Origin of the sequence: Saccharibacillus sp. CPCC 101409, assembly GCF_030518235.1 — a bacterium.
In the GTDB taxonomy this organism is placed as follows: domain Bacteria; phylum Bacillota; class Bacilli; order Paenibacillales; family Paenibacillaceae; genus Saccharibacillus.
Genome location: NZ_JAULSA010000019.1, coordinates 1 through 12819, shown reverse-complemented (window position 1 = coordinate 12819; position 12819 = coordinate 1). Strand labels below are relative to the sequence as shown.

Here is a 12819-nt window from a genome sequence, read left to right as displayed (position 1 = left end):
CAGCAGCCGGGCAATCCATTATGACCGATTATTCGGCCGCCGGCAATCTTGCTTTGTCCAGCAGCCACTTGGTAAACGCCAGCGTTTCGCGGCCGCTTCGCTGCCAGAGCGTCAGCACTTCGGTAGAAGCCAGACGGTACTGCGGATGATCGTAGCGCAGAAACTCCGCGATATCCGCCGACCTGGAACCGTGGAAACGGTGCGTAACAATCGTCGCCGTTTTCATTCCGCGTTCCTGCATGATGCGCTGGCTGAGCAGCAGATTTTCATACGTGCTCGTCGCTTCGTTTTCCAGCAGGATATCGCTTTTCGGTACGCCCCGTTCCTCCAGATACTCCGCCATGCCTTCCGCTTCGGTCAGCTTCATTCGGTCGTTGTCCAATCCGCCGCTGACGATCAGCATCGGGTAATCGCCGGCCTGATAGCCCGCGATCGCCGCTTCCAGCCGCTCTTTGAGCGCCGGGCTGGGCTTGTTGCTCCACAGACTTGCGCCCAGCACGATGCCTACATCCGTTTTGCCGCCGGATGCCAGATCGTCGACCTGCGAGATTCGCACCTGGATATAGAGCAGCCAGAGTAGCATCAGCGCCAGACAAGCGGCCGCGATCCATAAAACACGTTTTTTGCGGCTGCGTCGCGGAGTCGGTCTGCCGGAAAACTTTACCGGACCGCCCGCTTCGCTTTCGTAAAACCGCACAAATTCAGCCACCTGCTCAACTCCCCTTTTCGTCAATCACGTTCCGTAATCCTGTTCCGGTCCTCTGCGCCAAGTCGGCTGCTCAGACACGCAGAGCCGAAGCCGGGAACAGCCGTCTGCGGTGCTCGATCGAGAGGCGGAAGTAGGGAAACGCGTGAGCGTCGATCATTCGCAGCAGGCCGTGGGCCGTGCGCGTCGCCAGCGCGTAATCCGCTTCCGTAATCACGCCGCGCCGCAGCGCGTCGTCCAGTTCGTCTTCGTCGAGCAGAAAAACCGTGCCGTCCCCGAGGACGACGATGTCCAGATACAGATCGTCGAACCAGGGCACGCCCTGATCGGTAACGCCCTGCGATTTGCAGATATCGATGTACCACTCCACCACTTCCCGTTTCTCGTTGAACATGGTCGTTACGATAAAGTGGGCATCCTTGGGAAAATACTGCAGCCAAGAATAGCCTTTGTCCGCTACACAGAACGTGAGTCCCCCATACGTTTTCATCAGCGGTTCCTTCAGTTTGAGCATACTGTACAAGGTTACGTAGCCCGTAAAGCGGCGGCTGTCGATATACCGGCACAAGAATCTCCGGTCGGTTACGCGCCGCCAGTTGGCTCTGTCAGCAAATTTACGTTTCATAGGGAACCGACCCTTTCCATTCTCCGTTTGAGTCAAGCTTATCATATTCGCAGTCCACTCACAAAAGAACTGGCTTGCTCCTGACCTTCATTACCCGTTTTAGACAAAATTGCGCAAAAAAAGCTCCGGAAGCCGTTTCCGGCTTTCGGAGCTTGCTTGATTCATCCGGTTGGACGCGCTGCCGAACCAACTTGGCAATCGCGAGGATTAAGGCTGGGTTACCGTGCCGTCCGCCGCGCCGCCGGTGCCGTCGCCCGTACCGCCGGACGCATTCGGATCGACCGCGGCCGGATCGGTGACGCCCTGCTGCTGCGTATCGCCGCCGGAATCAGGCGGCGTCACGGCGCCCGGCACGGAATCGCCCGGCGTTCCTTCGTTGGTGCCGCCGGTTCCCGGGTCCGGAGACGTGGTGCCCGGCACGGTCGTCCCGCCGTTGTCGCCGCCGCTGTCGGTCCCGCCGTTGTCGGTATTTCCGTTGTTTCCATTGTTTCCGTTATTTCCGCCGTCTCCGCCGGTCCCGCTGTCGCCGCCGGTTCCGCCGTTGTCCGTTCCGCCGTTCTGGCCGTTATCGGCCGGCGGGACGGTCGTTCCTTCGTCCGGCGCAGGCGTGTCTTCTTCGGTTTCTTCCGGAGGAACCGTCTCTTCCGGCAGATCCGGAACGACTTCTTCCGGATTGTCGTCCGCCGGAACGGTCAGGCTGACCGTATTGGACGCGCCCGATTCGACAATCGGATCTTCCCCGGCGCGATAAGCCGTAACCGCGTAGCTGTACGTCAATCCCGCAAGTGCGCTCGGATCGTCCGCCGACGGCGAGTTCAAGCCGTCGGAGAGCAGAGAAGGCTGCGCTTCGGACGCTTCCTGGCGGTAAAGCCGGTAGCGCACGTTCTCGCCCGATACGGGCTGCCACGACAGCATAACCGCTTCGCGGTTCACATCGTACGAAGCGACGAGTCCGGACGGACTGCCGACCGGCTCTTTTGTTTCGGGTTCGGCCGGCGGCTGTTCCACCGGCGCTTCCGCGGCCGGCGAATCCGGCGCTTTGAAGTCGCTGGCCGGCGTGCCTTCGAGCGCTTTGCTCATCACGCGCGCGAACATCGAAGCAGCCAAGCCGCTGCTGTTCTTGAGCATGTGCTCGCCGTCGGGTTTGTCGTAGCCCATCCATACGGCCCCGGTCCACTCCGGCGTGTAGCCGACGAACCAGACGTCGCGGTTGCCGCTGTTGCCGGGGAGACCGCTCTGCGTCGTGCCGGTCTTGCCGGCCAGCGGCCGCCCGATATCGGCTTTGCGGCCTGTGCCGTCGGTAACGACACTCTCCATCATCTGCGTCATTTCGTACGCCGTTTCGGCGCTCATGACCTGCTTCGTACTGGCGATCCGGCTGTAGATTTCGATTTGATTCGAATCCTGGATCGATTTGATCGCATAAGCTTCGTTGAACTTGCCGCCGTTGGCGAACGAATTATAGGCCGTCGCCATTTCCAGCGTATTCGTGCCTGTGGCGAGACCGCCCAACGCGATTGCCAGGTTATGGTCTTTTTCGGTCAGCGGAATGCCTAGCGACTCCGCAAACTGGAAGCCTGTCTCCACGCCGATCTGATTAAGCAGCCAGACGGCGGGAATATTGATCGATTCGGCCAGCGCTTCTTTCATCGAAACGGTGCCGCTGTAGCCGTGCAGGTTCTTCGGACTGTAATTGCCGAAGCTCTGCTGTTCGTTGTTCAGCGGCGAATCGACTGTAAACTGCCCGGAATCCAGCGCCGGCGCGTAAGCCGCGATCGGCTTGAACGACGAACCCGGCTGGCGGCGGCTGTTGACGGCGCGGTTGTAATCGCCTTTGTGATAGTTGCGCGCGCCGAGCATGGCGATCACGCTGCCGTTTTTGCTGTTCGTAATCACCATCGACGCCTGCACCGGCTGGTCGTCCGGGCTGTCCTCGAACAAAGAATCGTCTTTAAACGCTTCTTCCAGCGTCTGCTGGGCTTTGGCGTCCATCGTCGTATAAATCTTGTACCCGCCGCGGTTCAGATCGTCTTCCGACAGGGCGGTGGCGTCTTCGGCTTCCTGAAGCACGTAGTCGATAAACGCCTGGTAATGCGTATCTTTCGTTTCCGGCGGCTTGTAGTTGTAATTGATCTTGGCCGCCTCGTCCCGTTCTTTTTCCGTAATATAGCCCTGCTCGTACATCAACTGAAGCACGACGCCGCGGCGCTCTTTGGACTTGTCCGGATTGGCGATCGGGTTATAGCGGGTCGGCGCTTTGGGCATTGCCGCCAGCGTCGCCACCTGCCACAGCTTCAGTTTGTTCAGGTCGCTTTGTCCGAAGTAACGCTCCGATGCCGCTTTGATCCCGTAGTACTGGCCGCCGAACGGAATGCGGTTCAGGTACATGGCAAGGATTTGAGGCTTTTTATAGTTGCGTTCCAACGCCAGCGCAATCGATACTTCGGTCGCTTTGCGGAAAAACGTTTTGTCCGAAGACAGGAAAATGTTTTTGGCCAGCTGCTGGGTAATGGTACTGCCGCCTTCGACCGCGGAACGGGCCACGACGTCTCTTACCGCCGCGCGGCCGATCGATCTCAGGTCGACGCCCGAGTGTTCGAAGAACCGTTTGTCTTCGGTCGCGACGAACGCTTCTTGGAGAAGCTTGGGAATATCCTCCGCAGGCACCTCTTCGCCGCGCTGGATCTTCACTTCGCCAATCTGCACGCCGGTCCGATCGTAGATAACGGTCGGCGCTTTAATCTCGATTTTGTCTTTGTTGGACGCTAAAATCTTTTCTCCGTTAATCGTAATAAACAAATATCCGCCAAGTGCGCAGAGCACCGCGAACGCGGCCGTGAAAAACAAAGTCCAAAATACTCTCTTCCCGGTAATTCTTTTCTTTTTCTTGGAAGAGCTTTTCTTTTTGGGCGAATTGGGCGGAGTCTTGCCTCCGCCGTTCCCGCCGCCGCTTCCCGTAGTCCGGTTGGAGCGGCTGAGCTGTGGGTTAGGCATGGTTTGAGTTGACACCCCTTTTGCTTTCTGTACGGCACGCGCATTGCTCAATTGCTTGCCATGCTAACGAAAAGAACAACCTGAATCAGGTTGCTCCCCTCGTAAACTATTGATTTAGACGTGATTGCGGCAAAAAAGTTTCAATAATCGCCGTTACACTATTGTCATCGGCTCGTTACCGGATCGACTGGACTTTGCCGGAATCGAACCGCGGACGGACGACTTTGCGCTTCGACGCGCAGCGGTTTACTTTACTCGGCGGCAGGGCTTTCCTGCTGCGCCAGCGAAACGTTGCGCTGCGGCATAAACGTGGAAATCGCATGTTTGTAAACCATTTGCTGGCGGCCGTCGCTGTCGATTACGATCGTGAAGTTGTCGAACGCTTTGATCGTGCCCCGAATTTGAAATCCGTTGGTCAGGTAGACCGTGGCAGGGATATTCTCTTTGCGCAGTTGGTTCAGGAACGTGTCTTGAATATTAATGGATTTGTTCATAACCGGTACCCCCAATTGTGATTTGGCTGTCGCTGTTTTTCAAAAATCGGAGCCGAACCTTCCCGCTATTATAGCACGAATGTTCTCGTAGCTCGCAGAAAAGTTTTCGGGCTCGGAGACGTCCACCCAGTGGATATCCCGCATATGCCGAAACCAGGAAAGCTGCCGCTTGGCGAAATGCCGCGTATCGCGCTTCAGCCGGTACACCGCTTCTTCCAGCGTCGACGTTCCGTCCAGGTAAGGCCAGATCTCCTTGTAGCCGAGACCCTGCAGCGCCACCATGTCCGGGGTATACCCGCGCTTGCGGAGTCCTTCCACCTCTTCGATCAGCCCCTGTTCCATCATCTGGTCGATCCGCTCTTCAATACGGTTATATAGCATTTGGCGGTCCATTGTCAAACCGATCAAACATAGGTCGTAAGGCGTGGTCTTTTTCTGTGCGGCCAGGCGCTGCGAAAGCGTCTCGCCCGTCAGCTTGTGGATCTCCAACGCGCGAATCACCCGGCGCGTATCGTTGGGATGCAGACGCTCCGCCGATTCCGGGTCGATCGCCCGCAGCCGTCCGTGCAGCGCTTCGGCTCCGTTACTTTCGGCAAAAAGAGCCTGCTCGCGCCGGAACTCTTCGTCCGCTCCGCTTTCGGCGAACTCGTATCTGTAGCAAAACGACTCGATATACAGCCCCGTTCCGCCCACGATAAACGGCAGTTTGCCGCGCGACGCGATCTCCGGGATCAGCACATCGCAGCGTTCCTGGAATTCGGACACGGAAAACGGTTCGTCCGGCTCATGAATATCGATCAAATGGTGCGGAATCCCGTCCATTTCTTCCCCGGTAATCTTGGCCGTTCCGACATCCATACCGCGATAAACCTGCATGGAATCGCCCGAGATGATCTCGCACGAAAAATGCTTGGCGAGTTCGATGCTGAGCTTCGTTTTGCCGACCGCCGTCGGGCCGATCAGCACGAGCAGTTTGGGTTTGGAGGCGCCGGGAATTTCATTCGCATACTGTTCAGTCAACTTGAATCACTCCGTACGTAATTTTGGCATGCTCGCGGCCGTCTGCGGCAAAGCCGAGACGTTCCATTTCTCCGCTGCCTTTTTTCTCTTTGAGAATCACCGTTTTGCGGGCCACGCGCCGCGCTTCCCTGATCGATGCCTCGCTCAGCGCCCGGGCATCCGCGAATGCCCGCAGCGGGGATATCCCCGACGAATCGTAAACCGGCTTGCGGAACATCGGATCGAAATACACGATATCGAAGCTGTTGTCCGGCAGACTTTGGAGATAATCGAGATGATCGGTCCGCAGCACTTCGATCCGGCGCATCGCCTCGGTCACGGACGGCTTCTCCACTTCGTAGCTGGCCAAACCTTCGCGCAGCAGAATCGCCAGCTCCGGCGAAGCTTCGAGCGCGCGCACGCGTCCCTGCGTGCCGACCGCCACCGCAAATACCAGCGAATCGGTGCCCAGGCCGGCCGTGCAGTCGAGCACGGAATCGCCGGCTTCGGCGCGCGAAGCCGCAATCATCGGGTCTGGCTCTCCTTTGAGCAGCCGCTTGGCGCGGACATAGCCCATGCTCGGATGATATTCCAGCACCGGATGATCCTGGCGCAGCAGCCGGACTTTGCCCTGCGTGACGATGAGGACGGCGTCCGCGCCGGTGCTTGTGAATAATTTGGGAATCGACATCCGGCCCCGCGATACAAGCCGGATGCCGGATTCCTCAGCAATCTTCTTCGCCCTCGCCAGCTCGGGTTCGGACGGCGAATAGCCGGTGGTTACGATCATCATTCGTGTTGTGCTCCTTTAGTTGAGACAAGTGAATAGGCTTTGGGATTGGGATTCGATGAAGCTGCCTTCCCCCAGTTGATTGAATCGCTCCCGGGCCGCTCGAACGCCGGCCTTTGGCGGCGCTTCGGGCTGGATTGGAAGTCGCTTTTGGGATTGGGATTCGAAGAAGCTAACCTTCCCCCAGTTGATTAGATCGCTCCCGGGTCATTTTCGAAACGGATTGGAGCGTTCCGTTTCGAAAATCTGATTATATCGCTTTTGGGATTGGGGGAAGGTTTTACATCACCCGTTTAAACAATTTCTCCAAATCGTACGACGAGAAAGATACGACGATCGGGCGCCCGTGGGGGCAGGTATAAGGCTGTTTGCACTGTCCCAGGCGTTCGATCAGGGTCTGGGCTTGAACGTCGCTCAGGCGCTGGTTGGCTTTGATCGAAGCTTTGCACGAGCAAAGCGTGGACGCTTTCTCTCGCAGCTTGGCCAGGTCGATGGCGCGTTCGCTCAGCACCCAATCGGCCATCTCCTGGATGATCGACGCTTCGTCGCCGGCCGGGAACCAGTGCGGATAAGCGGTCACTCTGAACGTCTGGCCGCCGAAAGGCTCCATGTATACGCCGGCCTGTTCGAACCAGCCGATCCGGTCGCGGATCTTGGCGCTTTCGGCGGAGGTGAACTCCAGCGTAATCGGAAGCAGCAGTTCCTGCGAAGCCGTTTCCGGCTGGCCGAATTTCTCATAGTAGTATTCGTAATTGATCCGCTCGTGCGCGGCGTGCTGGTCGATCAGGTACAATCCCTGATCGTTCTGCGCGATCAGATACGTCCCGTGATGCTGGCCGATCAGCGTCATCTCCGGAAAAGCCGGACGCTGAGGCGCTTCGCTCGGCGTATAAAGCACGCCCGCCGCTCTCGCGGCAGCGGCGGCGCTCCCGGCGCGATCGGGCTGCGCCGGCTCGCGCTTGCCCCGGCCGCCGTAAGTTCCGGCGGCCGCGCCTTCGTAGCCGGCGCCGTGGCCCGGCTCCCGCACCTGCTGCGGGAGCCCCGACCGCGCGCCGCCCGCCGGGTAGGCGGCGCTGCCTGCGCCGGCGGCCGCGACGCGGGCCGCCGGGATTCCCGCCGCCGCGGCTCCGGCGGCGGCGCCGCTTGGGCGCGCTTCGCCGGGCGCGCCGGTTTCCTGCGCCGGAATCCCCGGCGCATCCGCGCCGCTTGCGCCGGCGCCCGCCGTTCCCGGCAGGCCGCCGGAAACGCCGCCGACAAGCGCCGTGCCGGCCGCATCGCCTCCCGGCCGTTCAGCCGGGCCGCTCCCGCCGGAAGCCGTTCCCGGCGGCCCGGCCGGGACGTCTTTGCTCTGCGGCGGCAGGCCCGCCGCCAGTTCTTCCTGCAAGTTTTCCCGTTTCGGAAAATGGAACTGCTCCTGCACGATCGTATTGCTTTTGCCGACGCGCTGATTGACCGCTTTGGGAATCAGCACCTCCCGCGACAGCGCCGCGCGGATCGCTTCTTCCACAAACGCGATCAGCTCCGCTTCTTTGCTGAAGCGCACTTCCAGCTTCGCCGGATGCACGTTCACGTCGACCAGCGACGGGTGCATGGCAAGCCGCAGCACGACCAGCGGATGGCGGCCGACCGGCAGCAGCGTATGATACGCCCGCATGATAGCCTGGTTCAGCACATGGCTGCGGATATATCGGCCGTTGACCACCGTCGTTACGGCGCTCCGGTTGGAGCGCGTAAAGTCCGGCAGGCTGACGAAGCCGTTTACCGCGAAGTCCAGATTCTCGCTTTCCAGCGGCAGCATGGCTTTGGCGCTGGTCGTGCCGTATACGGCCGCGATAACCTGGAGCAGATCGCCTCCGCCAAGCGTTTGCAGCAGAGAGTTGCCGTTATGCCGCAGCGTAAACGCCACTTCAGGATGCGACAGCGCCATCCGGTACATATAATCGGAGATATGCCCGAGCTCCGTCTGCACCGTTTTCATGTATTTCAAACGGGCGGGCGTATTGTAGAACAGCTCGCGAACGCGAAAATCCGTCCCGCGCGACGCCGGCGCGTCTTCGTTGCTTTTGAGCGTGCCGCCTTCGATTACCAGCCGCCGCCCCGCTCCGTCGTCTCCGCAGGCGGTGAGCACTTCGACTTTGGCGACCGAAGCGATACTCGGAAGCGCTTCGCCGCGAAAGCCCAGGCTCGTGATCTGAAACAAATCCCGTCCCCCGGCAATCTTGCTCGTCGCATGACGGTAAAAAGCCGTTTCGCAATCTTCCGGCTCGATCCCCGAGCCGTTGTCCGTGACCCGGATCGAAGAAAGTCCGCCTTCCTCGGTCCACACGTCGACTTTGGTCGCTCCCGCGTCGATCGCGTTTTCGACCAGTTCCTTGACGACCGAAGCGGGCCGCTCCACGACTTCCCCGGCCGCAATCTGGTTCGCGATATGTTCGTCCAGGACTTTAATTTTGGCCATCGTCGCTGCTCCTTTCCCGTTTTGATTTTGATAAAAAACCGTGCGTTTTCGCTTTTACAGCCGCTGCGCTTCGAGTTTCAATTCGTTGAGCATCTGCATCGCCTGAAGCGGAGTCATATTCATCACATCGAGTTCGCGTACGCGCTGAAGCATCTTTTTCACTTTCGGATCTTCTTTGGCGGCAGCCGTATGATTCGCTTTGGCCGGCCGCTCGTCGTCGCCGAAGATCGACAGCTGCACGACTTCGTCGGCCGGTCCCGCCTGCCGCGAATCTCCCGCTTCCGGCTGTGCTTTTTCGGCTTGCTCGTCCCGCGCTTCCACAGCTTCCTCGCCGCGCGCCGCTTCGACGATATCGCCGAACCGGCTGTCCGCCAGGCTCCGCTCGCGCACTTCGCCGGACAGGTCGTCCGCGTCTTTCAAAATAGCATAGTCCGCTCCGCCTTCAAGGCGGCGGTTGCCGTCTTCACGGTCGTCCGCCGGCTGCGAAGTCGGAGTTCCCGCCGATTCGGCCTGGGAATTTCTTGCCGCCGCGCCGTTTGCGACCGAATAGCCGCCGGCCGTCGTCGGTCCGGAAACGTTCGTTCCGACCGCCACTTCGGCCGCCGCGTGCTCGAAGCCCTGCAGCAGGCCATAAGCGCGGTCGATAATGCTGCCCGGCAGCCCCGCCAGACGCGCGCAGTAAATGCCGTAGCTGGTGCTGGCCGCGCCCGGCACCAGCTTGCGCAGAAACGCGACTTTGTCGCCGCTTTCGCGCACCGCCATGCAGTAATTGCGCAGGCGCGGCAGACTTTCTTCGAGATGCGCCAGCTCATGGAAGTGCGTCGAAACCAGCGCTTTGCAGCCGATCGACTGATGCACATGCTCGATCACCGCCTGGGCGATCGCCATGCCTTCGCTGGTCGACGTCCCGCGTCCCAGCTCGTCGATAATAATCAGGCTGTCCGCCGTCGCCTGCTGGGTCATGACCTGAATATCGGCCATCTCCACCATAAACGTACTCTGCCCGCCGACCAGGTCGTCCGCCGCGCCGATCCGGGTAAAGATCCGGTCGAGCAGCGGCACGTTCGCCCGGTCCGCCGGGACGAAGCAGCCGATCTGCGCCATGATCGAGATCAATGCCACCTGGCGCATATACGTGCTTTTGCCGGCCATGTTCGGTCCGGTAATCAGCATGATATTCGCGCCTTGCTGCGTCAGATCGGTCGCGTTGGCGACAAACGACCCGCCTTCCATCACCGCTTCGACGACCGGATGCCGCCCGTTTTCGACAGTCAGGTCGTAACCGTCGTGCAGCGAAGGCCGCACAAATGATTTCTCCGCGCTCGCTTCGGCGAACGCCTGGTACACATCGATTTCGGCCACGCGCTCCGCCAGCGATTTGAGCCGCGGAATGCGTTCCGCCACTTTTTCGCGCAGTTCGAGAAACAATCCGTATTCCAGATCGGCCATTTTTTCTTCGGCTTCGAGAATCAGCGATTCTTTTTCTTTCAGTTCCGGCGTGATGTACCGCTCCGCGTTGGCCAGCGTCTGCTTGCGCTCGTAGCGGCCTTCCGGCAGCTGGTTCAGGTTGGAGCGGGTGATCTCGATATAATAGCCGAATACTTTGTTGTAGCCGACTTTGAGCGAGCGGATGCCGGTGACGCGGCGTTCCTCCGCTTCCAGCTCGGCGATCCAGCGCTTGCCGTTCACGCTCGCTTCGCGCAGCTGGTCCAGATGTTCGTGGTAGCCTTTGCGGATCAGCCCGCCGTCGCGCACCGATACCGGCGGCTCGTCGGTCACCGCCGACGCGATCGCCTCGGCAAGATCGGCGCATTCGTCCATCCGGTTCGCCGTGGCCGCGAGCGTCTGCGAACCGGCGTTCAGGCAGATGTTTTTGAGCGCCGGAATCTGGAGCAGCGAATCGCGCAGCGCGACCATATCGCGTCCGTTGGCGCTGCCGAACGCCACGCGTCCGACCAGGCGCTCCAGATCGTAAATCTCCCGCAGCGCTTCCTGCACGTCGCCGCGCAGGATCAGATCGCGATGCAGATATTCGACCGCTTCCAGCCTTTCTTCGATCACGCCCCGCTGAAGCAGCGGCTTGTCGATCCAGCGGCGCAGCGTCCGCCCGCCCATCGACGTCTTCGTACGATCGAGCAGCCAGAGCAGCGAGCCTTTCTTCGAGCGCTCGCGCACCGTTTCCGTCAGTTCCAGATTGCGGCGCGTAAACGGATCGAGAATCATGTAATGATTCGGCTCGTACACCGAAATCTTCGTCAGCTGGCCCAGCGCCCTCTTCTGCGTTTCCGCCAGATAAGCGAACAGCCGCGCTACGCACAGCCGCCGTTCTTCGTCGAGCCGCGCCCAGACCGCTTCGCCGAACTGCTCGCGCGCGCCGTCTTCTTTGGACTTGTCCCACGGCGTGCACACAAGCCGGCGTTCCATCGGCGCGGTCTGCGCAGCCAGCAGGTCCAGCAGCGGCGCGTCGCCGATCGCTTCGGCCGGCTGGTATACGCCGACTTCGCCTTTGAGCCATTCGTCGCTGTCCGGCGCGGACGTGACATGCAGATCGCCGGTGGACAAATCGCAGGCCGCGATCGCCGTCATGCCGTTCGAACGGGTGACGCAGACCAGGTAATTGTTCGATTTCTCTCCCAGCGCGCGGCTTTCCATCAGCGTGCCCGGCGTCACGACGCGGATAATCTCGCGGCGCACCACGCCTTTGGCCGTCGCCGGATCTTCCACCTGCTCGCAGATCGCGACTTTATATCCTTTCTCGATCAGCCGCTGCACATACCCTTCCGCCGCATGGTAAGGCACGCCGCACATCGGCGCCCGCTCTTCCATTCCCGCGTTGCGCCCGGTCAGCGTAATCTCAAGCTCCCTCGAAGCCACCAGAGCATCGTCGAAAAAGATCTCGTAAAAATCCCCCAGCCGGAAAAACAAAATCGCGTCTTTCGCTTCTTCTTTGACTTTCAGATACTGCTCCATCATCGGCGTTAACTTGGCCATGATTCCCCTCCATCGCGCTTGCTTCGTTCTATTTATCGATTATACCAGAATTCCGCCCCAAAGCACGCCCCATGCGAACATACGTTCAATTTATCTTTCGATTTTCATTCTTCTCTACATTCCGCTGTACACTACTCTGTGTATTATGACGCCCGCTCAACCCCGATTTTTCGGTCCACTTAAGCCGGCCGTAAACACCGGCCGGTCAGGCTATCGAGAAAGCCAGTTAGGATTCCGATCGGAAAATAGCGGCACAGGTACACTTATTTTGTGCAAAATCCTTCGATTTCTTTAAATAGCGACGCAGGTGCAGCTATTCGGGAGCCAAAGGCCGAATTACAGCGAAAAAGCTCAAAATAGATGTATCAATGCAGTTATTTGCTCAAAAACGTAAGATTAGGCCTGAATAAGGGCATATACGCAGCTATTTAGATTCTTCTTGCCGCTTGCTTTATTTCTCCAGCGTTTTCCCCGACATCTCATTCCAATCGAACCTACCTAATTGGCTTTACATCAAATTGTTTCTCGACAATCTGGCCGGCCGTAGATACCGGCCGGTACGCATTTCCCCCAACCCAAAAAAGGCGACCACCCCGGCCGCCACAAAAGTCTTTTAAGTTTCACGCTGAGCCAACCCCAGGGCAGAGGGAAAGTTCGTGAAGGAGCTAAAGACTTTCGCAGAAAGTCACATCGGAAGCAGCGTGCCCAGCCAAGCACTCTTTTTCTAGCCGGTGAAAGTCCGGTCGCGGGAGGGGCCAAGCC

Annotated in this window: 8 protein-coding genes; all 8 read right to left on the bottom strand. The window is 59.4% G+C overall.

Going from position 1 to position 12819, the window contains the following annotated elements; all coding sequences use genetic code 11:
• Positions 1–28: 28 nt before the first annotated feature.
• Positions 29–709 carry a YdcF family protein gene (locus QWJ34_RS23840; RefSeq protein WP_302731609.1) on the bottom strand — a complete coding sequence of 227 codons (681 nt, stop codon included), beginning with the start codon at positions 707–709 and terminating at the stop codon, positions 29–31.
• Positions 710–779: 70 nt separating this feature from the next.
• On the bottom strand, positions 780–1331 hold the full coding sequence (locus tag QWJ34_RS23835; protein WP_302731608.1) for a ribonuclease FAU-1 family protein: 552 nt from the start codon (positions 1329–1331) through the stop codon (positions 780–782).
• A gap of 207 nt (positions 1332–1538) precedes the next feature.
• On the bottom strand, positions 1539–4325 hold the full coding sequence (locus tag QWJ34_RS23830; protein WP_302731607.1) for a PBP1A family penicillin-binding protein: 2787 nt from the start codon (positions 4323–4325) through the stop codon (positions 1539–1541).
• Positions 4326–4576: 251 nt separating this feature from the next.
• A complete protein-coding gene (gene hfq / locus QWJ34_RS23825) occupies positions 4577–4819 on the bottom strand; it encodes an RNA chaperone Hfq (protein ID WP_302731606.1) in 243 nt (80 codons plus the stop codon).
• Between the two features lie 39 nt (positions 4820–4858).
• On the bottom strand, positions 4859–5815 hold the full coding sequence (gene miaA / locus QWJ34_RS23820; RefSeq protein ID WP_302731662.1) for a tRNA (adenosine(37)-N6)-dimethylallyltransferase MiaA: 957 nt from the start codon (positions 5813–5815) through the stop codon (positions 4859–4861).
• A 16-nt stretch (positions 5816–5831) separates the two neighbouring features.
• The gene (locus tag QWJ34_RS23815) at positions 5832–6611 is read right to left on the bottom strand and encodes a class I SAM-dependent methyltransferase (protein ID WP_368047095.1); all 780 of its coding nucleotides are present in this window, start codon (positions 6609–6611) and stop codon (positions 5832–5834) included.
• 277 nt (positions 6612–6888) lie between these two features.
• On the bottom strand, positions 6889–9066 hold the full coding sequence (gene mutL / locus QWJ34_RS23810; protein WP_302731605.1) for a DNA mismatch repair endonuclease MutL: 2178 nt from the start codon (positions 9064–9066) through the stop codon (positions 6889–6891).
• Between the two features lie 54 nt (positions 9067–9120).
• The gene (gene mutS, locus QWJ34_RS23805) at positions 9121–12057 is read right to left on the bottom strand and encodes a DNA mismatch repair protein MutS (RefSeq protein ID WP_302731604.1); all 2937 of its coding nucleotides are present in this window, start codon (positions 12055–12057) and stop codon (positions 9121–9123) included.
• Positions 12058–12819: the final 762 nt, after the last annotated feature.